Below are 23975 nucleotides of genomic sequence, written 5' to 3'. Positions count from 1 at the left end.
GCATGAACGCGTATTTCCCCGGCAACCTCAAGCTGCTGTGCAGCCACTACCGCTCGATCGCCGACGTCTGCCGGCGGCTCGAGATCAACCGCGCGCAGTTCAACAAGTACTTGAGCGGCCAGTCGGTGCCGACGGCCCACAACCTCAAGCGCATCTGCGACTTCTTCGGCGTCGACGAGCTCGAGATCGCGCAGCCCGCGCCCGCCTTCGCGCAGCTGATCGGCGTGCGCCGCGACGGGGGCGCCGCGGCGCAGCCGAAGTCGCCGCCGCTCGCGCACCTCGAGCACCTGCGCGCGCAGTCCTCCGAATCGCGGCTGGCGCGCCATGTGGGCTACTACTTCGAGTACTACCACTCGATGTCCTCGCCCGGCCACATCCTGCGTTCGCTGGTCCACCTGCGCGCGGACGCCGGCCATTTCGGCTACGAACGCACCGAGCGCCTGCAGCGGGCCGACGCACCCGCCGACCATGTGCGCTGCCGCTACATCGGCACCGCCTTCGACCTGCAGGGCAAGCTGTTCCTGGTCGACTACGAATCGCTGACCTCCAACGAGATCTCGCAGACCGTGCTCACGCCCAGCTTCAAGAACCGCGTGACGCGGCTCAACGGGCTCAAGCTGGGCGTGGCCTCGAACGACCAGCGCGCGCCCTGCTGCAGCCGCGTGGTGTGGGACTACCTGGGCACCGAGATCCGGCGCGTGAGCTGCTACCGGCAACTGGGCCTGTTCGGGGCGGACGATCCGGCCATCGGCGCAGACATCCGCGAACAGCTGCAGGCGGTCAAGCTCGAGCAGGGCCTGTTCCAGCTGCGCTGACCGGCGCGCGCATCAGTTCGCGACGGCGGCGGCGGCAGGTCGCGGCGAAAGCGCCAGGGTCGCGGAATTGCCCGGGCCAGGGCCGGCTTCGAGAATTTGCCCATGACTTCTTCCTGCGCCCCGGGCACCGCTGCGGCGGGCCCCACCGACCTCTCGCTTGCCGAGCCCCTACACCGCCCCGCCATCGGCATCCTCACGGGCTCGGGCCCCGAGGCCGGCATCGACCTCTGGACCAAGCTGCTGCAGGAGAACCGGCGTCGCCTGGGCCCGGCCTTCCGCGGCGACATCGATGCGCCCACCGTCCACGTCGTCTCCGACCCGGCGCTGGGCCTGTCGATGGAACTCGAGCGCACCGAGGCACAGGTCTGGGCTGCGCTGAAGGCCGACGCACAGGCGCTCGACGGCCGGGCCGCCGTCTACGCGATCGCCTGCAACACGCTCAACCTGTTCGCCGACCGGCTGCATGGGCTGGCGTTGCGCGCGCAGCTGCTGTCCTTCACCGAGGTCGTGGGCGCGCACCTGGCGCGCATCGGTGCGCAGCGCGTGTGCCTGCTGGGCGCGCGGCCGGTGGCCGAACTGGGCGAGTGGTCGCCCTACCGCACGCTGCGCGCGCGCTTCGACTTCGAGCCGCTGGGCGCCGAGGCCACCGAAGCGCTGCACCAGCTCATCTACGACATCAAGTGGCGCGGTGCCGCGCACCCGGGCCTGCGTGAACGCTTCGCCGCGCTGCTCGCGGGCATCGAGGCCCCGATCGTGCTGCTGGCCTGCACCGAACTGCCGCTGGTGGCCGAGCTGCCGGGCGACGGGCGGCTGGTCGACGTGACCCAGTTGGTGGCCGAGGCCCTGCTCGAGCGCACGGGCGTGACGGCCGCGTCGTCGCCATGAGCACCGCGCCAAGCCTCGGCGTGCTCTACACCGGCGGCACCATCGGCATGCAGCCGCGCGCGGGCACGCTGGCACCGTCGGCCGCTCTGGCCGACAGCCTGCACGCGACCCTGCGGGCCCTGCATGGCGAGACCTTGCAGTGGCAGATCGCCACGCTCGCGCCGCCCATCGACAGTGCCGACGCCACCCCCGCCACCTGGCATGCGATGGCCGATGCGATCCTGGCGCTGGCCGACGCCGGTTGCGACGGCGTGCTGGTGCTGCACGGCACCGACACCCTGGCCCACAGCGCCGCGGCGATGGCCTTCCTGCTGCAGGGGCTGCCGATCCCGGTCGTGTTCACCGGCAGCATGCTTCCGGCCAATGACCCCGACAGCGATGCCTGGCCCAACCTGCGCGGTGCCATCGCCGCCCTGCGCGAGCCCGGCGCCGCGGGGGTGCGGCTGCATTTCGCGGGCCGTACCCTGAGCGCGGTGCGCTGCAGCAAGCGGCGCAGCGACGGCTTCGATGCCTTCGCCGAGCGCGCCCCCGGCCCGCCAACGGATCGCGTGGCAGCGCCCTGGCCGCTGCGCCAGCGCTGGCAGCCGCAGCGCGTGGCGCTGCTCACGCTGCATCCCGGCTTTGCGCCCGAACTGCTCGACGCACTGCCGCAGGCAGGCATCGCCGGCTGCGTGCTGGCCTGCTACGGCAGTGGCACCGCACCCACCGGCGATGCCGCCTTCATGGCCGCACTGGCACGCGCGCAACGCGCCGGCGTGCTGCTGCTGGCCGTGAGCCAGTGCCCCAAGGGCCGGGTGCGCATGGACAGCTACGAAGCGAGCCGGCGCCTGCGCGACGCCGGTGTGATCGATGGTGGCGGCATGACGGCCGAGGCGGCGCTCGGCAAGCTGCATGCGCTGCTGGCGGCGGGCCTGGACGACGTCGCCTGCGAACACTGGCTGCGACAGGATCTCTGCGGCGAGATGTGAACGCGGCCTGGGGTTGCGGCGCGGGATGTGGCATTCCGCATCGACCGGGCCTTCCGGAAAAGGCGGCCCTGCCGCAACGCCAGTTCCATCATCACGGGCCACCTCGGACGGCTCACGGCAGCAGGCGGTGCAAGGCCCGCGCGATGCGCTGGACGCCGAGCTCCATCCTCGCGGGCTCCAGGGAGGCGTAACCCAGCACGAGCGCGGCAGGCCGGCCGGGCATCGCCGCATGGGGCGTCGGCAGGTAGAAGCGCCCCAGGGGATAGGTCTGGACGCCCTCCAGCAGCGCCAGCCTCGCCAGTTCCTCCTCGCGCGCGGCGGGCAGGTGGTCGAAGGCCACGACCAGATGCAGGCCGCTCGAGGCACCATGCACGCTCACCTCGCCGGGCAGGTGGCGGCCCAGGGCGGCCAGCAGCGCACTCCGCCTGGCCTTCTGGGCCCGGCGCAATCGCCTGAGGTGGCGGTCGTAGGCCCCGCTTTCCAGCAGCCTGGCCAGGGTGCGCTGCGGTGCGCTCGGGGCATGGCGGTCGGCCATGCGCTTGGCCGTCGCAAAGGCGGCCACCAGCCGATGGGGCAGCACCATGTAGCCCAGGCGAAGCTGGGGCGACAGGGTCTTGGAGAAGGTCCCGACGTAGATCACCAGGCCGCGGTCGTCGAGCGCCTGCAACGCGGCTTCGGGCCGTGCCGCGTGGCGGTACTCGCTGTCGTAATCGTCCTCGACGATCCAGGCGCCTTTCGCGGCGGCCCAGTCGAGCAAGGCATTGCGCCGGCTGATGGTCATGAGTCCGCCCATGGGAAACTGATGGGTCGGCGTCACGTAGACCAGGCGCGCCTGTGGCACACGCGCCAGGTCGTCCGGCATGAGCCCCTGCGGATCGACCGCGACGCCCTGCAGGCTCGCCCCGGCGCACTCGAACACGTGATGCGCCATGCGGTAGCCGGGGTTCTCGACGGCCACGGTGTCGCCCGGTTCAACCAGCAGCCGCGCGCAGAGGTCCAGCGCCTGTTGCGACCCGTTGACGACCAGCAGCTGATCGGTCTCGCAGAACACGCCGCGCGCATGGGCCAGATGCACCCGCAGCGCCGCGCGCAGCTCCTCATGCCCTTGCGGATCTTCGTACGCCAGCATCGGCGCCCTTTCCCGCTCGACCTGCCGCGCGGCCTTGGCCCAGGCCAGGGTCGGGAAGTCGCGCCCCGACAGGGGGCCGTAGACGAAATCCACGGTGTCGGGCGTCGGCACGGACCGCGCCGGCAGGGCCAGGGCCTCCACCCGGCGGCCGATGGACGACAGCCCGGGCTCGACGCATGGCCGCTGGGCACGGCCCTTCGCGCCCTTCGGCCTTGCGGCCACGGATGCCGCGGCGCCCGCGGCCACGCGGGTCCCGGCGCCTTGCCGCATCTCGACGAAGCCCTCGGCCGCCAGCTGCTCGTAGACGCCCGACACGGTGGAGCGCGACAACCCGCGTTCCGCCGCACAGGCCCGCGAGGACGGGAGCGCGGTGCCGGCGGCGTAGGTCCCGTCCAGCACGCCGGACTTGATCTCGTCGTAGAGGGCGCGGCCACGGCCGCCCTGGCGCAGAAGCATGCTCGGGTCCTTCACTGGTCCTGTGGAATAAGCGAGAAGTGGCCCGAATAATCATGCCACCTCTCGCCATACTGGAGGGCACCCCACTTGCACGGAATGCGACGCAAAGACCATGTACCAACCTCCGCACTTCACCGAACGGAACGTCGAGGAACAACGCCGGATCATGGCCGAGCACCCCCTCGGCATGCTCGTGACCCACACTGCCCAGGGGCTGGATGCCGACCACCTGCCCTTCGAGCTGGATGCGGCCCGGGGTCCGCACGGCACGCTGATGGGCCACGTGGCGCGCGCCAATCCCGTGTGGCAGGCCGCTGCCGGGCAGGACGTCATGGTGGTGTTCCGCGCGGCCCAGGGCTACATCTCGCCCAGCTGGTATCCCAGCAAGCACGAGACGCACCGGCTCGTGCCGACCTGGAACTACGAAGTCGTGCATGCGCATGGAAAGCTGCGCGTGGTCGATGAACAGCGCTTCGTGCGCGGCATCGTCGCGCGCCTGACCCGACACCACGAAGCCACGGAGGCGACCCCCTGGAAGATGGGCGACGCGCCCGCGGATTTCATCGATCAGCTGCTCGCCGCGATCGTGGGGATCGAGATCGAGATCACCCGCCTGGAATGCAAGCGGAAACTCAGCCAGAACCGGGAAGCGCGGGACCTGGACGGCGCCATCCGCTCGCTCGGCGAGCGCGGCGCGGGGGAACTGGCCGCCGCGATGCAACAGGCGCGGCCCTGAGGCCGGGCGGCGGCCGCGGCCTCACTGCGGCGTCACGCCGGCCTGCTGCACCACCGTCTTCCAGCGCGCCGTCTCCGACTTCAGGTAGGCGCCATAGGCCTCCGCGCTGCCGCCGTAGGGTTCGGCGCCCGTGGCGCGAAGCCGGGCGACGAAGTCCTTCTGCTTCAGCACCGCATTGACCGCCGCGTTGAGCCGGCTCACCACCGCGGGCGGCGTCCCGGCCGCCACCACGATGCCGTTCCAGGCCGTGATCTCGAAGCCGGGCAATCCGGCCGCCTCGCTCACCGTCGGCACCTCGGGCATCAGCGGCGAGCGCTGCAGGGAGGCGATGGCCAGCGGCACGAGGCGCTTGTCGTGGATGAAGGGCAGCAGCGTGTTCTGCGTGGTGGTGAACATCTGCGTGTTGCCCGATACCAGGTCGACCAGCGCCGGCGCCGTGCCCTTGTAGGGCACGTGTTCCATCCTGATGTCGAGCTGCGTGGTCAGCAGCGCGGCCGCCAGGTGGTCGATGGTGCCGGCGCCCGAGGACGCATAGTTCAACTTGCCCGGGCTGGCCTTCGTCAGCGCCACGAACTCGGCGAAGGTCTTGGCCGGCACCGTGGTGCTGACGGCCACGACCAGCGGCACGCCCGCGGTGCGCACCACCGGGACGAAGTCCTTGAGCGGGTCGAACTTCGCCGAGCTGTAGAGCATCGCGCCGAGCACCAGCGAAGAGGTGTTGTAGAGGATGGTGTAGCCGTCCGCCGGGGCCGACAGCACCGTGGTGGAGGCCAGGTTGCTGCCGGCACCCGGCTTGTTGTCCACCACGATGGGCTGGCCGAGCTGCTCGGCCATGCCCTGCGCGAACATCCGCGCATTGACGTCGGTCGGCCCGCCCGCGGGGAAGCCGATCACCATGCGGATGGGCCGGTTCGGATAGGGGTCGGCCGCGTGGGCTGCGGGCGCCAGCGGCAGCATGGCTGTCGCCATGCAGAGCGCCGCAGCGCCAGTCAAGGATCGGATCACGCGCATGGTTTTGTCTCCTGGTTATGGGGTGGGGTCGCGAGCTCTGCCAGGACCTCCTGGGTGTGCTGGCCCAGCGTCGGCGCGGGACGCACGGGATCGGCGGGCGTTGCCGACCATCGCCCCAGCGGGGCCATGTCGTGGATCGGTCCTTCGCTCGGGTGCTCGAGCGTGCGGAAGAAGCCGACGGCGCGCAGGTGCGGGTCGTCCATCAGCGACGCCAGCGTGTGCAGCGGCATCACCGGAATGTCCGCCTTCGCGAGCGCCTCGAGCCAGTAGGCCGTACCGCGCAGGCGCAGCGCGGCGCTGACCTCGGCATAGAGCTCGCCGATGTGGCGCGTGCGCGCGGCGATCGATGCCAGCCGCGCATCGGCGTCGAAGCGCCCGGGCTCGCCGATCAGCGTGAAGAAGGCGCGCCAGTGGCGGTCGGTGTAGAGCAGCGCGCACACGAAGCCATCGCTCGTCGGGTAGGCCTGGCGCGACGGTGCGAGCAGCCGCGGATAGCCCGGCGGCGCGATCGGTGGCTGGTAGGTCAGGCCGGACATGTGCTCGCTCAGCACGTAGGGCACCATGGTCTCGAACATCGGGACCTCCACCGACTGCCCCTGCCCCGTGCGCAGGCGGTGCACCAGCGCCCCCAGGATCGCGGTGGCGGCCGCCTGGCCCACCACCCGGTCGACGATGGCCAGCGGCACATAGCGCGGCACGCCGTCGCCCACCTGCGCGATCAGGCTGGGGATGGCGCACACGGCCTGGATCATGTCGTCGTAGGCCGCGCGATCGGCATAGGGGCCGTCGCTCCCATAGCCGACGAGCGACAGGTGGATCAGGTCGGGCTTGGCGGCGCGCAGCAGGTCGGCATCGAGCCGCAGCCGCGCCAGCGCCGCCGGCCGCACGTTGCTCACGAAGACGTCCGCGGTCCTGATCAGGTCGAGCAGCACGCCGCGCCCTTCGGCCTGCTTGAGGTCCAGCACCACGCTGCGCTTGTTGCGGTTGGTGTGCAGGAAGCCCGCGCTCATTCCCGGGTTCTTCATCGGCCCCAGGTGCCGCACGGTGTCGCCCTCGGGCGATTCGATCTTGATCACGTCGGCGCCCATGTCGCCCAGGATCTGCGTGGCGAAGGGGCCCATCAGCACGTTGGTGAGGTCCACCACGCGCACGCCCTGCAACGGTCCGGCCATGGCTCAGGCGCCCCCGGCCGCGACGGCGCGCACGAATTCGGACACGGGCCGGCCGGCATCGAGCACGGCCCGCCCGATCAGCGGATGCCAGTGGTCTTCGGAGCCGTGCGCGACACGCCACTCGTGGAGCCGCCGCGTGTAGAGCTGCAGGTCGTATTCCGCGGTCACGCCGATGGCACCATGCACGGCATGCGCGATCGATGCCACAGGACCCACGGCCTCGCTGGTGCGGGCCTTGGCGATGGCCGCCTGCAGCAGCGTCGGCCTCGATGGCCCCCGCCAGGCGCATTCGGCGGCCATGCGGGCGGCCGCGCACTGCTCGGCCATCACGCCCAGCTGATGCTGGATGGCCTGGAACTTGCCGATCGACTTGCCGAACTGCACGCGGTCGTTGCCGAAGGCCAGCGTCATGTCGAACACCCGGCCCATCGCGCCGGCCAGCAAGGCGGCGTGCAGCGCCGCGCCGAACGAGGCCAGCGCATCGCCCCGGCGCGCGAAGTGCCGCGGTGCGGCGGACGCCGGCCACCGCAGGCTGGCCGTCTGGCTGTAGGTGCCGGCCGTGGCCGTCCTGGCCGCGCCTTCGCATGCCAGCAGCAGCAGGCGCTCGCCATCGTCGGCCAGCACATGGTCGGCGATCAGGCCATACGGCACCGCCGGGCAGGCCAGCCCGCCGTCGGGCGTGTTCCGCACCGCGGGTGCCAGGGTCAGGAGGTCCGCGGGCACGGCTTCCGCGGGCAGCAGCGCATGCGCCAGCATGGCCTGGCCCACGGGCAAGGCCACGGCATGGCGCCCGAGCAGCGCCAGCACGGGAAAGAGTTCGGCCATCGGCAGCGCGGCACCGCCGTCCTCCTCGCGCGCCAGCAGGCGCAGGAAGCCGGCATCGGCGATCAGGCGCCATGGCGCATCGTGCGGGCCGCCGGCTTCGATGGCACGCACCGACGCGGGCGTCGCGTGGTCACGCAGGATGGCTTCCAGGGCTTCGGCAAACATCGTGGGATCGTCCTTCGTCGTTTCAGCGCAGGCCGAGGCCGCGCGCAATCATTCCGCGCAGGATCTCGCGCGTGCCGCCACGCAGCGAGAAGGTCGGCGCGATCTGGCTGAGATAGGCGGCCGCCCGCAGCAGGTCGGCATCGACGTCGGCCGCCGGGTCCGCGCCCAGCGCTGCTTCGATGGCCGCGGGAATCTGCTGCTCGAACTCGGTCCCGATGTCCTTGACCAGGGCCGCCTCGACGATCGGGCTCTCGCCCGCGGCGAGCTTGGCGGTGACGGCGATCGAGAGTTGGCGCAAGGTGGCCAGATGCGCCGCGAACCGGCCGACGGTCGCGAGCTGCGCGGCGTTCGTCGCCTGCCCGGCCTCCTGCGCCGAGAGCCAACGGATCCAGCGGTCGAGCAGCACGATGCTCGAATACAGGCGCTCCGGCCCGCTGCGTTCGAACGCGAGCTCGGCCGTGACCTGCTCCCAACCCGCCCCTTCGCGGCCGATGAGTGCGTCGTCGGCGAGCCGGACGTCGTCGAAGAACACCTCGGAGAAATGCGCGTCGCCCGACAGGTCGCGGATGGGCCGCACGGTCACGCCCGGCAGCTTCAGGTCGATGATGAATTGGGACAGGCCGCGCTGGCGGTCCTCGGCGCTGCCCGCGCTGCGCACCAGCGCGATCATGTAATCGCAATGGTCGGCGTTGGTCGTCCAGATCTTGCGGCCCTGCAGCCGCCAGCCACCGCCCCCGTTGCCAGCATCCGCTTCGATGCGCGTCGCACGGGTGCCGACGCTGGCCAGGTCCGAGCCGGCATTCGGCTCGCTCATGCCGATGCAGAACAAGGCCTCCGCCGCACAGATTTTCGGCAAGTAGAAACGGCGCTGGGCCTCGGTGCCGTAGCGCAGGATCAGCGGACCGCTCTGCCGGTCGGCGATCCAGTGGGCCGAAACCGGCGCACCGCAGGCCAGCAGTTCCTCCACCAGCACAAAGCGGGAGAAGGCATCCATGGCCGCGCCGCCGTACTCGGCCGGCAGTGTCACGCCGACCCAGCCGCGCGCGGCCAGCCGGCGGCTGAATGCCGCGTCGTAGCCCATCCACGAGCGTGCACGAAGGTCCGCGGAGGCCGGCGGGAGTTCGCTCGCGAGGAAGGCGCGCACCTCGTCGCGGAAGCGCTCGGCATGCGCCGGCAGCAGCGCGGGCGCCAGGTTGTCGAGCAGCCCCGTCATGCGATGGACTGCAGCGGGCAGGGAGCGGTGTGGACGGACGGCATCGGATGGCACAAGCGGTAGGAAGGAGCCGCGGAGAATAGAAGCGGATGCCTCGTCGCGTCCAATATAAGTTTGCGTTTTCCCGATACCGAAAAGCGATGAGGACCGCGGGTGCGTCTATCGATACGGATGACCGGGTACTTTCCCGAAGAAGACATTCGATACAGGTATCGATACCATCGGATTCGATATCGCAATTACACGACCCATACGCGGCGGCGATGTCTTTCGCCGGCATCGCGCCGGGTACCGCCAACGCGCTGCAGCGGACGCCGATGCCAGGCTTCGTCCCGCCTTTCGGGCCGCAGGCCGGTCAGGGGACACTGCGCGTCCACATATCCTTGCGCCGACCTCTTCCTCACCCCATGGACCTTCGCCGCATCCGTCACTTCGTCGTCCTGGCCGAGACGCTCAATTTCCGCCGCGCGGCAGAGAAGCTGCACATGGCGCAGCCGCCGCTCTCGGTGTCGATCCAGAAACTCGAAGCCGAGCTGGGCGCGCGCCTGTTCGTGCGCTCGCCCAGCGGCGTCACGCTCACGCCCAGCGGCCTGGCCGCGCTGCCCGAGGCCAGGCGCATGCTCTTCCACGGCACGCAGTTGTCGGACGCGGCCAGGAGCGCCTCCGAGGGCACGGGCGGCAGCCTGCAGGTGGGCTTCGTCGGCTCCGCGAGCTACGGCATGCTGCAGCGCCTGCTGCCCCTCTTTCGCGCGGAGTATCCGGGCGTCGAACTGGGCCTGCGCGAACTCACCTCCACCCGCATCCTCGAGGGCATCGACGGCGGCGAACTCGACGTGGGCCTGGTCCGCACGCCGCTGCTGCTGGGCACCAGCGCCAGCCTGCTGCCCCTGGAACGCGACGCGTTCATCGTCGCGCTGCCGCGCGCCAACGCCCTGGCCGCGCAGGCCGAACTGAGCCTGGCGTCGCTGGCCCGGGAACCCTTCGTCATGTATGCCAGCGGGCAGGCGCTGGGCCTGCGTGCAGCCGCGATGCTGGTCTGCCAGGGCGCCGGCTTCGTGCCCCGGATCACGCAGGAAGCCGTGCAGATCCAGACGGTGCTGTCGCTGGTCGAGAGCGGGCTGGGCGTGGCCCTGGTGCCGTCGATCATGCAGCGCTTCCAGAGCAAGAACATTGCCTACCGGCGCATCGCCGACCTGCCGGCCTCGGCCCAGACGGGCCTCGCGCTGGTCTACCACCCCGCGATGGAGAGCGCCGCCGCCAGGCACTTCCGGCAGGTGGCGGCGCGGGTGTTCGAGCACGACGGGCGGTGAAGACACCCGGCCCGGACAATCCCGCAAATCCACCGCTCCTTCCCACCGGCATCCGGGCCCGAATGCGACCCGCGCTCATCGAGGCCCTTCCGTCTTGACCACGCCACGCACATTCAGTGCCGCCAGCCCACCGGCAGGGCGATGAGCGCCCAGGCCCGCGTGTGGAGGCCCCATGCCAACCAGAGCAGGTCGGGGTCCACGAAGACCCAGAAGCTTGCGTTGCGCCGGCCGCGCCGGGACCGCGTCCGGGAGAGGGCGTCTCAAATGTTCTTCGCCGGCCGCTCGTGCGGACCTGCAATCTGCCTAGAATCTGTTGACACTTTTTCTATCCGTGCCAATTTGGCTATCACAGAAGCAGAACGCGCAGGTACATATGAAGAGGGAACACGCAGCCATCCTTTCGGCACTCGACGCGGCCGGGGGAAAGATCATCGAGCGCTGGATCGATGAAACGGAGGTCAAGGAGGCCGGCGCCCGGCGGGCGATGGATGCGGAGGCGAACGGGATCGTGGAGGCCCTGCGCCAGGCGCTCGCGGCGCAGGCCGACCCCGCGTCCTTCCGCGGCCCCGAATGGAGCGACCTGCGGCATGTGCTGGAGTCGCTGTCGGGCTCGCGCGCGGCCCGGGGCCAATCGGCCGCCGACACCAGCCTGTTCATCCTCGCGCTGAAGAAGCCCCTGTTCACGGCGCTGCAGCAGGACCTGGGCGCCGACCCCGCCAGCCTGATCGAGGCCATCTGGGCCACGACCACGCTGGTTGACCAGATCGCGCAGTACACGGTGTCCACCTTCCAGCAGGCGCGCGAAGACATCATCAAGCGCCAGCAGGAGGAACTGCTCGAACTCTCGACGCCCGTGATCAAGCTGTGGGAAGGCGTGCTCGCGGTCCCGATGATCGGTGTGCTCGACAGCAACCGCACCCAGATCGTGATGGAGACGCTGCTGCAGAAGATCGCCGAGACCGAATCGGGCCTGGCCATCATCGACATCACCGGCGTGCCGACCGTCGACACCCTGGTCGCGCAGCATCTGCTGAAGACCGTCAGCGCCATCCGCCTGATGGGCGCCGACTGCATCATCAGCGGCATCCGCCCCCAGATCGCGCAGACCATCGTCCACCTCGGCATCGACCTGCAGGGCATCACGACCAAGGCGACGCTGGCGGATGCCCTGTCGATGGCGCTGCAGAAGAACGGCTGGCGCATCACGCGCGAAGGTTGACCCGGGATGGAACGCATTCCAATTCTGCGCATGGGCAGCGTGCTGCTGGTGACCATCCAGGTCGACATGCAGGACCAGACGGCCATGATGCTGCAGGAAGACCTGGCCGAGAAGATCGCCAAGACCGGCGCGAGCGGCGTGCTGATCGACATCTCGGCGCTGGAGATCGTCGACTCCTTCGTCGGCCGCATGCTGGCCAGCATTTCGGGCATCGCGCGCATCCTCTCGGCGACCACGGTGGTCGTCGGCATGCAGCCGGCGGTGGCCATCACGCTGGTCGAACTCGGCCTGTCGCTCGAGGGCGTGCGCACCGCGCTGAACGTGGAGCGCGGCGTCCAGCTTCTCGAGCGCTCGCGCCGGGAGGCCTCTCTTGGCCGCTGAGTCTTCCGGTCGGTGCCGCGTGGCACCGTCTGCGTCGCACGTGTCGGTCGCAACGCGGGAGCACCGGCGACGGTGGAGACGGGCGACGCGCCGTCTTTCGCCTTCGGGTCGGTCTGCGTCCCCATCCAGGGCGAGACGGTGTGCGGCGATGCCTGGTCGGTGGCGCTCGATGGCCGCCGGGCGACCGTGATGCTGGCCGATGGCCTGGGCCACGGTCCGCAGGCGGCGCAGGCGTCGCAGGCCGCCCTCGATGTCTTCTCGGACGATGCCGCGGGCGAGCTGCGCGGCATGGTCGAGCGCACGCACGTCCGCCTGCAGTCGACACGCGGTGCCGCGGTCTGCGCGCTGCGGGTCGATGCAGAGGCGCAGACGGTCCAGTGCGCGGGCGCCGGCAACGTGGCCGTGCGCGTCGTATCGGGCGTGTTCGATCGCTCGATGGCCACGCAGCACGGCACCGCCGGCGTGCAGATCCGCAAACCGGACCAGAGCACGCTGGCCCTGCCCCTGCATGGGGTGACGATCGTGCACAGCGACGGCCTCGCGAGCCGCTGGGACACCGCGCCGATCCTCCCCGTGCTGGAGCGGGACCCGACCCTCGCCGCGGCCATCCTGTTTCGCGATTTCTCGCGCGGCCGCGACGACGCCACCGTGGTGGTGCTGCGAGAGGCGGCGATAGCATGAGCCCCCACCAGACTTCGCCGGCCGTGGACACGCCGTCGGCGCACGGCGAGGCCGCCGCGCTGCTCGCGGCCGCCCGCGAGGAGATCGACGCGCTGCGGTCCGAGCTGGAAGAAACCAACCGCGGCGTGGTCGCCCTCTATGCGGAACTCGATGCCCAGGCCGAGGAGCTCAAGCGCGCGAACGAACTCAAGAGCCGCTTCCTGGCCTACATGAGCCATGAGTTCCGCACGCCGGTGAACGCGATCCGCAGCATCGCCCGCCTGCTGAGCGATCGCGTGGACGGGCCCCTGACCGACGAGCAGTCGAAGCAGGTCGATTTCATCCAGTCGACCGCGACCGAGTTCGCCGAGATGGTCGACGACCTGCTCGACCTCGCCAAGATCGAGGCCGGGCGCGTGGAGATCTCGCCGGCCTGGTTCGAGATGGTCGACATCTTTGCCGCGCTGCGCGGCATGTTCAAGTCGGTGCTGACCAACCCGGAGGTGAACCTGGTGTTCGAGGAGCCGGTCGGCCTGCCCAGGCTCTACACCGACGACCGCAAGCTCTCGCAGATCCTGCGCAACTTCATCGCCAACGCCCTGAAGTTCACCAGCCGCGGCGAGATCCGGGTGTCGGCACGCCGGCAGGACGACCACACGGTCCGCTTCTCGGTGCTCGACACAGGCATCGGCATCGAACAGAAATACCACGCGGCCGTCTTCGACGACTACTCGCAGGTCGACTCCCCGGTCCAGAAACGCCTGCGTGGCACCGGCCTCGGCCTCTCGCTGTGCAAGCAGCTCGCGGGCATCCTGGGCGGGCACGTCGAGCTGGAGAGCGAACTGGGCAAGGGCTCGTCCTTCTCGGTGATCCTGCCGCTGCACGTGGCAGGCGCCCCCGCGCCGGAGGTCCCATGACGGACGGCGCGGTCATCAACACCACCATCGACCGGTCGCTGCACACGGTGCTGGTGGTCGACGACAACCCGGCCACCCGCTATTCGACGGCGCGCATCATCCGCGCCGCCGGTTTCCGCACCGAGGAAGCCGCCACCGGCGCCGAGGCCGTGGCGATGGCACCGCGCGGCACCTCGGCCGTGATCCTCGACGTGCACCTGCCGGACATCGACGGCTTCGAGGTCTGCCGCCTGCTGCGCGCCGATGCTGCGACCGCCCTGCTTCCGGTCATCCACCTGTCCGCCACCTATGTGCAGAACGCCGACAAGGTCGCGGGCCTGAACGCGGGCGCCGACGCCTACCTGGTCCACCCGGTCGAGCCGGCGGTGCTCACGGCGACGCTGCAGGCCCTGATCCGCGCGCGCATGGCGGAAGACAGCCTGCGCCGCAGCGACACGCGCTTCCGCGCGGTCTTCAGCCAGGCCATGAGCGGCATCGTGCTGATCCACGCCAACGGCCACTTCGCCGACGTCAATCCGGCGATGGTGGCCATGCTGTGCCGGCCGTCGGACGAATTGCTCGAGCGGCCGATCAGCAGCCTGGCGCCGCCCGAATGGGCGGACTTCGTCAGGGAACGCACGGTCGACGCCCTGGCGGCCGGCGCGCCATGGCAAGGCGAATTCCCGCTGGTGCGGCCCGACGGCAGCTGGGTCTACCTGCAATGGAGCATCTCGGCGCATGTCGAGACCGGCTTGCGCATCGGCATCGCGGTCGACGTCTCGGAACGGCAGGAGCTCGACCGCCGTCGGCAGGAAGTGCTGGAGCGCGAGCAGGCCGCGCGGACGACGGCCGAACGCCACAGCCGGACGAAGGACGATTTCGTCGCCGTGCTGTCGCACGAACTGCGCACGCCGCTCAACGCGATCTCGGGCTGGGTGCACATCCTGAAGAAGCGCGGCGCGGCGCCGGAGATGATGCGCGCGCTGCAGGCCATCGATCGCAGCGTGCATGCGCAGGCACGCATCATCTCGGACATCCTCGACGTCTCGCGGATCAGCTCCGGCAAGCTGCGGCTCGACCCGCAGTGGTGCGACGCCGCGGCGGTCGTGAGCGAGTCCATCGAGGGGCTGCGCGATTCGCTGGTGCGCAAGCAGCTTCGCCTCGAACTCGACCTGCTGCCCACCGGCCAAGCCCACTGGCTGGACCCGACCCGCCTGCAGCAGATCGTCTGGAACCTGATGACCAACGCCATCAAGTTCTCCAAGGAGGGTGGCGTCATCCGGGTGACGCTGCAGCGCGAGCGCGATGTGCTCACGCTGTCGGTGCAGGACTTCGGACGCGGCATCCGCCCCGATTTCCTCGGCCACCTGTTCGATCGCTTCAGCCAGAGCGACTCGCCGGACAACCGCATCCATGGCGGGCTCGGGCTGGGGCTGTCGATCGTCAGGCACCTGGCACAGATGCACGGTGGCGACGCGATGGCGCAGAGCCCGGGCGTGGACCAGGGGGCGACCTTGACGGTCACCCTGCGTGCCACCGACGCGCATCCCGCGCTGCCCGCGCACCCGGTGGCCACGACCGCCGCCGCGCTGCCGGGCGACCATCCGCTGGCAGGCGTCGACGTGCTGATCGTCGAGGACAACACCGAAGCCAGCGAGATGCTGGAGATGATGCTGGCCGACGCCGGCGCCCAGGTGCGCGTGGCCGTGGATTTCGATTCGGCCCTCGAAGCCGCGAGGCAGCGCTGGCCCTTCGTGCTGGTGAGCGACATCGGGCTGCCGGGCCGCGACGGCTACGAGTTGATGCGCACGCTGCGCGAGCTGACCAGTGCATTCGACCGGCCCCGCATCCTGGCCGTGGCCCTGACCGCCTTCTCCCGCCCGCAGGACCGCGAGCGTGCGCTCGAGGCCGGCTTCGACCTGCACCTGGGCAAGCCGGTCCAGCCCCATGTGCTGCTGGCCGGGATCGACAGGCTCCGCGGCGCGCCTTCGGGCTTCGGCACCCTCGACTGACCGAGTGCCCGCCGCGGGCCCGGGGTCACTCCCGCGCGAAGAAGGCTTCGACCAGCCGCACCCAGTAGGTCGACCCCACCGGCAGCAGCTCGTCGTTGAAGTCGTAGTTCGGGTTGTGCAGCTCGCACGGCCCCATGCCGTGGTAGGTGTCCTCGCGGTGGCCGCCGCCGCCATTGCCGACGAACAGGTAGCAGCCCGGCACCTTCTCCAGGTAGAAGGAGAAGTCCTCGGCGCCGCCGTGCTGGGGCGTGTTCGGGTCGACCTTGTCGGCGCCGAAGGTGTCCTTGGCGACCTGCATCGCGAAGTCGGTCTGCGCGTCCCAGTTGACCAGCGGCGGATAGGCGCGGTGGAACTTGAGCTCGCCCGTGCCGCCGTGCACCTGCGGCAGCAGTTCGGCCATGCGGCGCATGTTGCTCTCGATCTCGTCGAGCACCGTGGTGCTGAAGGTGCGCACGGTGCCGCGGATCACGGCTTCACCGGGCAGCACGTTGTAGGCATCGCCGGCATGGATCTGCGTCACGCTCACCACCGCCACGTCGATCGGGTTCTTGTGGCGCGAGATCAGCGTCTGCAGCGCGCCGACCATCTCGGCCGCGATCACGATGGTGTCGACCGCCTTGTGCGGCTGGGCCGCATGGCCGCCGGTGCCGCGCACGATGATGTCGAAGCGGTTGCTCGAAGCCATGGCCGCGCCCTTGCGGAACGCGAAGTGGCCCGTCGTGAAGCCGGGCATGTTGTGGAGGCCGTAGATCTCCTCGCAGGGGAATCTGTCGAACAGGCCGTCGTCCATCATGGCCTTGGCGCCGGCGTTGCCGCCCTCCTCCGCGGGCTGGAAGATGAAGTTGACCGTGCCCTCGAAATCGCGGTGCGTCGACAGGTAGTGCGCCGCGCCCAGCAGCATCGCGGTGTGGCCGTCGTGGCCGCAGCCGTGCATGCGGCCCGGGTTCTTCGAGGCGTGCTTGAACAGGTTGTGCTCGGGCATGGGCAGCGCGTCCATGTCGGCGCGCAGGCCGATGGCGCGCTCGCCCGGGCCGCGGCTGCCGTGCAGCACGCCGACCACGCCGGTCTGGCCCAGGCCGCGGTGCACCTCGATGCCCCAGGCCGCGAGGCGCTCGGCCACCAGGTCTGAGGTGCGCGTCTCCTTGAAGGCGAGCTCGGGGTGCGCATGGATGTCTCGGCGCAGCGCGGTGAATTCCGCGTGGCGTTCTTCGATGTCGGCAATCACGGTCATTTGACTTGGTCCTTCACGTAGTCGGCAATTTCTCGGGAGACGGCGGTGAGCGCATCTTGCAGCGCATCGAAGTCCGCACTGCGCTCGCGGGTCTTTTCGTCCAGGTACAGGCCGCGGTGGATCTCCACCTGCAGGCTGTGGCGGCGCTCGGCCGGCCGGCCCAGGCGGGCGATCAGCGCCACGCCCTTGAACGGGTCGTTGATGGCCACGCTGAAGCCGCGCTTCTTCAGCGCCTGTGCCACCAGCGCGGTGAACTCGGGCGCGGCCGTGGTGCCGTCACGATCGCCCAGCACGAAGTCGGCCAGCGGATGGTCGCTCTGGATCTGCAGGCCCTCGTACGAATCGGCGGGCATCGAGTGAAGGTTCAGGTGCCACACGGCACCGAAGCGCGCGTAGGCGGCCTCGATCTGTTCCTGCATGGCGGCGTGGTACGGCGCGTGGTAAGTCGCGATGCGGCGCTGCACCTCGGCCACCGGCAGCTTGCGCGCGTAGATCGGCGACCTGCCGTTCTTCTCGGCGTCGCGCCAGATCAGGCCGATGCCCAGGCGCGTCTTCTCGCTGGGCTGCAGCGGCGTGGGCCAGGGCCCGGACAGCAGTTCGGCATCGATGTCCTCGATGTCGCGGTTGGGGTCGATGTAGGCGCGCGGGAACTCGGCCGCGAGCAGGGTCGCGCCGACCGAAGGCAGCGCCTGCCACAGCACGTGCACGTCGGTGTCTTCGCCGCCGCGCAGGACGTCGAAGGGCACGGCGTAGCCGAAGTCGTCGGGGTACTGCGTGCCGCTGTGCGGCGAGTCGCAGACCAGCGGCACGGGCTCGCCTTCGGGCAGGCGCAGCGTGAAAGGAGGGAACGGCGTCGGAACGCTCGGAAGGACGGTGGTGGTCATGAGGGTATGTCGTTGAGGTGGCAGGCGCTGGTGTGGCCGGTCTGCAGCGTGCGCAGCAGCGGCGCCTCGACCTTGCAGCGCGGCATCGCGTGCGGGCAGCGCGGGTGGAAGGCGCAGCCGGGCGGCGGCGCCAGGGGGGACGGCAGTTCGCCCTTGATGGGCTGGTAGGCGCGGCGCGTGGTCTCGAGCGTGGGCAGCTCCGACAGCAGCGCCTGTGTGTACGGGTGGTTGGGCGCGCTGAAGATGGTCTCGGTGGGCGCGACCTCGACGATGCGGCCCAGGTACATGATCACCACGCGGTCCGACACATGGCCCACCACGCCGAGGTTGTGGCTGATGAACAGGTAGGTCAGGTCGAACTCGCGACGCAGCGCGAGGAACAGGTTGAGCACCTGGGCCTGGATCGACACGTCGAGCGCGGCCACCGCCTCGTCGCAGACGATCAGCCGCGGCTTGAGGGCCAGCGCGCGCGCGATGCCGATGCGCTGGCGCTGCCCGCCCGAGAACTGGTGCGGGTAGCGCTGCGCGTAGTCGGGGTCGAGCCCGACCTGGCGCATCAGCGCGCCCACGTACTCGGCCTTCTGCGAGGCCTTGACCAGGCCGTGCACCACCGGCGCCTCGCCCACGATGTCGAGCACCCGCATGCGCGGGTTGAGCGAGGCCATGGGGTTCTGAAAGATCATCTGCACGCCCAGACCCCAGGCGCGGCGCTCGGCGGCGTTCATCTGCGCGATCGGCTTGCCCTGGTAGCTGACCGTGCCTTCGGTCGGTGGGTTGATGCCCGCGATCACGCGGCCCAGGGTCGACTTGCCGCAGCCGGATTCACCGACCACGCCGATCACCTCGCCGGGCCGGATCTCCAGGTCGACGTCGGCCACCGCATGCACCACCGAGGCGCGGTTCTGGGCACCCATGAGGTTGGCGATGCGCGCGGCCAGGTCGATGTCCTGCGTGAAGCGCTTGGAGATGCCCTGCAGTTGCAGCAGCGGCGTGCCGGTCGTCACGGGGATGGGTTGTTCGAGAACGGTGTCCATGCGGGTTCTTCAGGCCATCTCGGGGGTCAGCATGTGCCAGCAGCGCACCGTCTTGCCCGCGGGCGCGGGCTCGGGTTGCGGCACGGCCAGGCAGGTGTCGGTCGCATGGCCGCAGCGCGGCCGGAAGGCGCAACCCTGCGGCAGGTGCAGCAGCGAAGGCGTCATGCCCGGGATCTGCCGCAGCAGCGTGCCGTGCGTGGCGCGCGTGGGAATCGAATCGATCAGGCCGCGCGTGTAGGGGTGCGAGGGCGCGCGGATCACGTCGGCCGTGGCGCCGCTCTCCACGATGCGCCCCGCATACATCACGGCAATTCGGTCGGCCAGGCTCGAGACCACCGCCAGGTCGTGCGTGATCCAGATCATCGCGGTGCCGGTCTCGCGGCACAGCTTCTGCACCTCGTAGAGGATCTGTGCCTGGATGGTCACGTCGAGCGCCGTGGTCGGCTCGTCGGCAATGATCAGCTTGGGCCGGTTGAGCAGCGCGATGGCAATGGCCACGCGCTGGCGCATGCCACCCGAGAGCTGGTGCGGATAGGTCTGCAGCCGCTCCTCCGGCGAAGGAATGCCGACCATCGCGAGCGCATCGCGCGCGCGGGCGAGCGCGGCCTTGGCACTGACCTTCTCGTGCGCATGGATGGCCTCGACCATCTGCGTGTCGACGCGCAGCACCGGGTTGAGCGTCATCATCGGGTCCTGGAAGATCATCGCGATCTCCTTGCCGCGCAGCTTCTGCAGTCGCGCTTCCGATGCGCCCACCAGTTCCTCCCCCAGGTAGCGGATGTGGCCGCCCGCGATGCGCCCGGGCGCATCGATCAGGCCGATCACCGAGAAGCCGGTGATGCTCTTGCCCGAGCCCGACTCGCCCACCAGCCCGAGGATCTCACCGGCGTTCACACGCAGGTCGACGCCGTCGACCGCCTTGACCACGCCGCCGTGGGTGAAGAAATGGGTCTGCAGGCCCTGCACCTCGAGCACGGGCTGCGAAGAAGATGGTGCGGTCATCGGCGAGCACCCTCGCAGCGGTTGAACGAGGAGCCGAGGACGCGATCTGCGCAGCGAGGTCGTGGGGCACCGCGGAACCGGCTTTGCCGGGCCGCGGGTGCCGCCCCCTCGAAGGGGGTGGGCGAAGCGACACGCAGTGCGCGAAGACTGGGGGTGAGCTTCATTTGGCGTTGTGCGGGTTCAGGATATCGCGCAGGTGGTCGCCCACCAGATTGATGCCCACGATCGACAGCGCCAGCGCGATACCCGGGAAGAAGGAGATCCAGTAGTTGCCCGAGAGCAAAAACTCGAAGCCGTTGGCGATCAGCATGCCCAGCGAGGGTTCGGTCACCGGCACGCCCACGCCCAGGAAGGACAGCGTCGACTCGAGCGCGATGGCGTGCGCCAGGTCGATGGTCGCGATCACGATCAGCGGCGGCATGCAGTTGGGCAGCATGTGGCGCAGCAGCACCCGCGGCCAGCCCAGCGACATGCACTGCGCGGCCTCGATGTATTCCTTGGCGCGCTCGACCAGCGCCGCGCCGCGCGCGGCCCGTGCGAAGTAGGCCCACTGCACGATGACCAGCGCGATGATCACCTTGTCCACGCCCTTGCCCAGGATGGCCAGCAGGATCAGCGCCACCAGGATGGCCGGGAAGGACAGCTGGATGTCGACGATGCGCATCAGCAGCGCGTCGATCCAGCCGCCGAAGTAGGCCGCGGCCAGGCCGACCACGCTGCCGATGGCCAGCGCCGCCGCCACCGAGATGCCGCCCACCATCAGGCTGGTGCGCAGGCCGTAGAAGATGGCCGAGAGCAGGTCGCGCGCCTGGCCGTCGGTGCCCAGCCAGTAGGTCATGGTGCCGGCCGCGTCCTTGCTGCCGGGCGGCAGCTTGGAATCGAAGATGTCGAGCTTGCCGATGTCGTAGGGGTTCTGCGGCGAGATCCAGGGCGCGAGCAGCGCCACGCCGACCGCCAGCGTGAGCAGCACCAGGCCGAACACCGCCAGCTTGTTGGCCAGGAACTCGCGCCGGAAGCGCTGCCAGGGCGTCTCGGGCGGTGGCAGCAGCACCGGTCCTTCGGCGATCAGCGCGGGCAGCGCCTCGGGGGCGGCCACCGCGGCCTGGAGGGTGGTGTCGTTCATGCCTTGGCTCCCTGCAGCCGCACGCGCGGGTCGAGCACCGAATAGAGGATGTCCACCGCGAGATTGAGCATCACGAGGAAGAACACGATGAGGATCAGGTAGGCCACGACCACCGGGCGGTCGAGCGTGATGATCGAGTCGAGCAGCAGCTTGCCCATGCCGGGCCAGGCGAAGATGGTCTCGGTGACCACCGCGAAAGCCACCACCTGGCCGAACTCGAGGCCGCCCACGGTGACGATCGGGATCATGATGTTCTTGAGCAGGTGCACGCGCAGGATGCGGCTCCAGCCCAGGCCCTTGGCGCGCGCGAACTTGATGTAGTCCATGGGCAGCGCCTCGCGCGTGGCGGCCCGCGTCACCCGGATGATCAGCGCGCCCTTGGCCAGCGCGATGGTCACGGCCGGCAGCACCAGCCGCGACCAGCCGTCGAGCGTGAGCACGCTGAGGTCGAGCGGCCCCAGGTGCACCGTGGCGCCGCGCCCGCTGGCCGGCAGCCAGCCCAGGTACACGGCAAACACCATGATCAGCATCAGGCCGACCCAGAAGTTGGGCAGCGAGAAGCCCAGCACCGAGCCGGTCATGATGCCGCGCGTGCTCAGCGCATGCGGCCGCAGCCCGGCCCAGATGCCCAGCGGCACGCCGACCAGCATCGCGAGCCCCATCGACACCACCGCCAGCTCCAGCGTGGCGGGCATGCGCTCGAGGATCAGGCCCATGGCCGACTGGCCGGTGAGGAAGCTCTTGCCGAAGTCGAGCTGCACCGCATGCTGCATGAACAGCGCGTACTGCTGCCACAGCGGCTTGTCGAGGCCGAAGGCGGCGCGGATCTCGTCGCGCTCGAGGTCGGTGGCCTCGGCGCTGGCCATCATCGAGACCGGGTCGCCGACCACGTAAAGGCCGACGAAGACCAGGCCCGACATCACGGCCATGACGAGCACGGCCTGCAGCAGGCGGCGGATGATGAAGGCGGACATCGCGTCAGGAAAGGATCGTGGGGGCCGGCCCCTTCCAGAAGAGACCGGCCGTCATCGTGGAACAAAGATCGATCGGGCGCGGGCTCTGCGGCCCGTCGCCCCTGCGGCAGCGTCGGATGCCTGCGGGCTTACTTCGAAGGCACCGCGTACTGGATCATGGTCTGCTGGTCGGCGCGGCCCTTGAAGCTCACGTCCTTCTTCATCGCCCACACCGAGTGCTCGAAGTGGATCGGCAGCATCGCGAAATCGGCCATCGCGATCTCGCTGGCCTTGGCCAGCGTGGCCGCGCGCGCCTTGTCGTCCATCTGGTTGGCCGACTCGGCCACCAGCTTGTCCATCTCGGGGTTCGAGTAGCGGCTGCGGTTGGTGGTGCCCAGGCCCTTGTCCTTGTCGGGCGTGACCAGCAGCGAGTTCAGCGTGTTCGACATCTCGCCGGTCGCGGTGCCCCAGCCGGCCAGGTAGGCGCTGTAGGTGTAGCTGTCGCGGTTCTTGAAGAACACGGCCGGCGCGTTGGCGTCGATCGAGGTCTTGACGCCGATGCGCGTCCACATCGCGGCCAGCGTCTGCGCGACCTTGCTGTCGTTGATGTAGCGGCCGTTGGGCGTGCCCAGCACCAGCGTGAAGCCGTCGGGATAGCCGGCCTCCTTGAGCAGCGCCTTGGCCTTCTCGGGGTTGGGCTTGGCGGCCGTCGTGAGGTTCTTGCTGGCGCCGAACATCGGGTACGGCAGCAACTGCGCCGCGGGCGAGGCCACGCCGCCCATGGTGCGCGACACCAGCGCCGAGCGGTCGATGGCCAGCGAGAGCGCTTCGCGCACGCGCTTGTCGAGCAGCGGGTTCTTGCCGTTGGTGCCGGTGATGCCGGGCGTGGTCTCGCCGTTCTGGTCGAGCGCCACGTAGATGATGCGGTTCGAGGCCTTGGTCTCGACGCGCAGCTTGGCGTCCTTCTTGAGGCGCTCGAGGTCGTCGGTCGGCGGGTCTTCCACCAGGTCCACGTCACCCGCGAGCAGCGCCGCGGTGCGCGCGGCCGGATTGCTGATCGGGCGGTAGATCACCTTGTCCCAGGCCGGCGCCTTGCCCCAGTAGTTGGGGTTGCGCTCGAAGATGATCTCCGAGCCGCGCTTCCACGAGACGAACTTGTAGGGGCCGGTGCCGACCAGGCCGTTGCCGGCGTTGAGCTCGGTGGTGGTCTTGCCCTCGGGCGCGGCCCCGGCCGCGGCCTTGGCCGACATGATCGGCAGGCCCACCATGTTGATGGCGAGCAGTGGGTACGGCTCGGTGGTGGTGATGCGCACCGTCAGCGGATCGGGCGCCTCGATCTTCTCGACCTTCTGCAGGTAGACCTTGAAGGAGGACGGGCTGTTGGGCACCTTGGGCACGCGGTCCATGGTGAACAGCACGTCGGCCGAGGTCATGGGCGAGCCGTCGGAGAACTTGACGTTGGGCCGCAGCTTGAAGGTCCAGACCTTGCCCTCGGCGGTCCAGGACTGGGCCAGGCAGGGTTCGGGCGCGAGGTCGGCGTCGACGCACACCAGCGGGTCGAACAGCGTCTGCGAGAGCTGGATGTTCGGCGTGAGCGCGTGGTACTGCGGGTCCATCGACGTGGGCTCGGTCTTGAGCGCGACCACCAGGTCGCGCGCGAAGACGGTGCCCGAGAAAGCCGAGCCGGCCACCACGAGGGTGGCGAGCAGCTTGAAGGCGATCGGACGGCGGTACGGGTTTCCAGGCATGGGCGGAGTTCTCCAGCGGGTTCGGAAAAAGGATGTCGATGAGGCGTGGAGCAGGGCTTGCAAGAACTGCACCACGTCGCATCGGACGTGTCTTCCAGAATAGGGTTCGCGGCCGCCGCCGCGTCCCCGTGATAACCCGCTCGCCGC

General features: G+C 69.9%; 22 protein-coding genes. 10 read left to right on the top strand and 12 right to left on the bottom strand.

The genetic code is table 11. The features are described from left to right. The first annotated feature begins 2 nt into the window (after nucleotides 1-2). From A9977_RS02780 to A9977_RS02770, 3 genes are all read left to right on the top strand, one after another. Nucleotides 3-815 (top strand): helix-turn-helix transcriptional regulator, encoded by an 813-nt coding sequence (locus tag A9977_RS02780; RefSeq protein WP_183023328.1) that lies wholly within the window; start codon nucleotides 3-5, stop codon nucleotides 813-815. A gap of 102 nt (nucleotides 816-917) precedes the next feature. Next, the gene (locus tag A9977_RS02775; protein ID WP_183023327.1) at nucleotides 918-1700 is read left to right on the top strand and encodes an aspartate/glutamate racemase family protein; all 783 of its coding nucleotides are present in this window, start codon (nucleotides 918-920) and stop codon (nucleotides 1698-1700) included. Continuing rightward, nucleotides 1697-2668: an asparaginase gene (locus A9977_RS02770; protein WP_183023326.1), complete on the top strand. Its 972-nt coding sequence runs from the start codon at nucleotides 1697-1699 to the stop codon at nucleotides 2666-2668. Before A9977_RS02775 ends, A9977_RS02770 begins: the two co-directional genes overlap by 4 nt. 112 nt (nucleotides 2669-2780) lie before the next feature. On the opposite strand, the gene A9977_RS02765 is transcribed toward A9977_RS02770, so the two are convergent. Then, entirely contained in the window at nucleotides 2781-4253 is a 1473-nt protein-coding gene (locus A9977_RS02765; RefSeq protein WP_183023325.1) for a PLP-dependent aminotransferase family protein, read from the bottom strand. Between the two features lie 112 nt (nucleotides 4254-4365). On the opposite strand from A9977_RS02765, the gene A9977_RS02760 reads away from it, so the two are divergent. Continuing rightward, nucleotides 4366-4989, top strand: coding sequence for an FMN-binding negative transcriptional regulator (locus tag A9977_RS02760; RefSeq protein WP_183023324.1), 624 nt, complete (start codon nucleotides 4366-4368; stop codon nucleotides 4987-4989). A gap of 21 nt (nucleotides 4990-5010) precedes the next feature. Here A9977_RS02760 and A9977_RS02755 read toward each other — a convergent pair whose 3' ends face one another. From A9977_RS02755 to A9977_RS02740, 4 genes are read right to left on the bottom strand one after another with little or no spacing between them, the layout of a single operon-like run. Beyond that, nucleotides 5011-6000, bottom strand: a complete 990-nt coding sequence (locus A9977_RS02755; RefSeq protein ID WP_183023323.1) for a tripartite tricarboxylate transporter substrate binding protein — start codon at nucleotides 5998-6000, stop codon at nucleotides 5011-5013. Beyond that, nucleotides 5991-7172 (bottom strand): CaiB/BaiF CoA-transferase family protein, encoded by a 1182-nt coding sequence (locus A9977_RS02750; RefSeq protein WP_183023322.1) that lies wholly within the window; start codon nucleotides 7170-7172, stop codon nucleotides 5991-5993. The genes A9977_RS02755 and A9977_RS02750 overlap by 10 nt, the downstream gene beginning before the upstream one ends. Before the next feature lie 3 nt (nucleotides 7173-7175). Then, on the bottom strand, nucleotides 7176-8162 hold the full coding sequence (locus A9977_RS02745) for an acyl-CoA dehydrogenase family protein (protein ID WP_183023321.1): 987 nt from the start codon (nucleotides 8160-8162) through the stop codon (nucleotides 7176-7178). A 22-nt stretch (nucleotides 8163-8184) separates the two neighbouring features. After that, a complete protein-coding gene (locus tag A9977_RS02740) occupies nucleotides 8185-9375 on the bottom strand; it encodes an acyl-CoA dehydrogenase family protein (RefSeq protein ID WP_183023320.1) in 1191 nt (396 codons plus the stop codon). A 407-nt stretch (nucleotides 9376-9782) separates the two neighbouring features. On the opposite strand from A9977_RS02740, the gene A9977_RS02735 reads away from it, so the two are divergent. From A9977_RS02735 to A9977_RS02710, 6 genes are all read left to right on the top strand, one after another. Further along, nucleotides 9783-10685, top strand: a complete 903-nt coding sequence (locus A9977_RS02735; protein WP_183023319.1) for a LysR family transcriptional regulator — start codon at nucleotides 9783-9785, stop codon at nucleotides 10683-10685. A gap of 373 nt (nucleotides 10686-11058) precedes the next feature. After that, on the top strand, nucleotides 11059-11904 hold the full coding sequence (locus A9977_RS02730) for an STAS domain-containing protein (RefSeq protein WP_183023318.1): 846 nt from the start codon (nucleotides 11059-11061) through the stop codon (nucleotides 11902-11904). 6 nt (nucleotides 11905-11910) lie between these two features. Beyond that, entirely contained in the window at nucleotides 11911-12285 is a 375-nt protein-coding gene (locus tag A9977_RS02725; protein WP_183023317.1) for an STAS domain-containing protein, read from the top strand. Nucleotides 12286-12357: 72 nt separating this feature from the next. Next, nucleotides 12358-12966, top strand: coding sequence for a SpoIIE family protein phosphatase (locus A9977_RS02720; RefSeq protein ID WP_183023316.1), 609 nt, complete (start codon nucleotides 12358-12360; stop codon nucleotides 12964-12966). Continuing rightward, the gene (locus tag A9977_RS02715; RefSeq protein WP_183023315.1) at nucleotides 12963-13862 is read left to right on the top strand and encodes a sensor histidine kinase KdpD; all 900 of its coding nucleotides are present in this window, start codon (nucleotides 12963-12965) and stop codon (nucleotides 13860-13862) included. The genes A9977_RS02720 and A9977_RS02715 overlap by 4 nt, the downstream gene beginning before the upstream one ends. Next, a complete protein-coding gene (locus A9977_RS02710; RefSeq protein ID WP_183023314.1) occupies nucleotides 13859-15853 on the top strand; it encodes a response regulator in 1995 nt (664 codons plus the stop codon). The genes A9977_RS02715 and A9977_RS02710 overlap by 4 nt, the downstream gene beginning before the upstream one ends. A 25-nt stretch (nucleotides 15854-15878) precedes the next feature. Here A9977_RS02710 and A9977_RS02705 read toward each other — a convergent pair whose 3' ends face one another. From A9977_RS02705 to A9977_RS02675, 7 genes are all read right to left on the bottom strand, one after another. Then, on the bottom strand, nucleotides 15879-17084 hold the full coding sequence (locus A9977_RS02705; RefSeq protein ID WP_183023313.1) for a M20 aminoacylase family protein: 1206 nt from the start codon (nucleotides 17082-17084) through the stop codon (nucleotides 15879-15881). Beyond that, entirely contained in the window at nucleotides 17081-17968 is an 888-nt protein-coding gene (locus A9977_RS02700) for an N-formylglutamate amidohydrolase (protein WP_183023312.1), read from the bottom strand. Before A9977_RS02700 ends, A9977_RS02705 begins: the two co-directional genes overlap by 4 nt. Continuing rightward, on the bottom strand, nucleotides 17965-19002 hold the full coding sequence (locus A9977_RS02695) for an ABC transporter ATP-binding protein (RefSeq protein WP_183023311.1): 1038 nt from the start codon (nucleotides 19000-19002) through the stop codon (nucleotides 17965-17967). The genes A9977_RS02700 and A9977_RS02695 overlap by 4 nt, the downstream gene beginning before the upstream one ends. Before the next feature lie 9 nt (nucleotides 19003-19011). Next, nucleotides 19012-20004: an ABC transporter ATP-binding protein gene (locus A9977_RS02690; RefSeq protein WP_183023310.1), complete on the bottom strand. Its 993-nt coding sequence runs from the start codon at nucleotides 20002-20004 to the stop codon at nucleotides 19012-19014. A gap of 160 nt (nucleotides 20005-20164) precedes the next feature. Continuing rightward, a complete protein-coding gene (locus A9977_RS02685) occupies nucleotides 20165-21127 on the bottom strand; it encodes an ABC transporter permease (protein WP_183023309.1) in 963 nt (320 codons plus the stop codon). Continuing rightward, nucleotides 21124-22101, bottom strand: coding sequence for an ABC transporter permease (locus A9977_RS02680; protein WP_183023308.1), 978 nt, complete (start codon nucleotides 22099-22101; stop codon nucleotides 21124-21126). Before A9977_RS02680 ends, A9977_RS02685 begins: the two co-directional genes overlap by 4 nt. A 128-nt stretch (nucleotides 22102-22229) precedes the next feature. Continuing rightward, entirely contained in the window at nucleotides 22230-23828 is a 1599-nt protein-coding gene (locus tag A9977_RS02675; RefSeq protein ID WP_405054663.1) for an ABC transporter substrate-binding protein, read from the bottom strand. Between the last annotated feature and the right edge of the window lie 147 nt (nucleotides 23829-23975).

Source organism: Variovorax sp. UMC13 (assembly GCF_014170375.1).
GTDB lineage: Bacteria > Pseudomonadota > Gammaproteobacteria > Burkholderiales > Burkholderiaceae_C > Variovorax.
The sequence above is the reverse complement of the archived record's forward strand: the minus strand, read 5'-3'. Positions and strand labels throughout refer to the sequence as shown.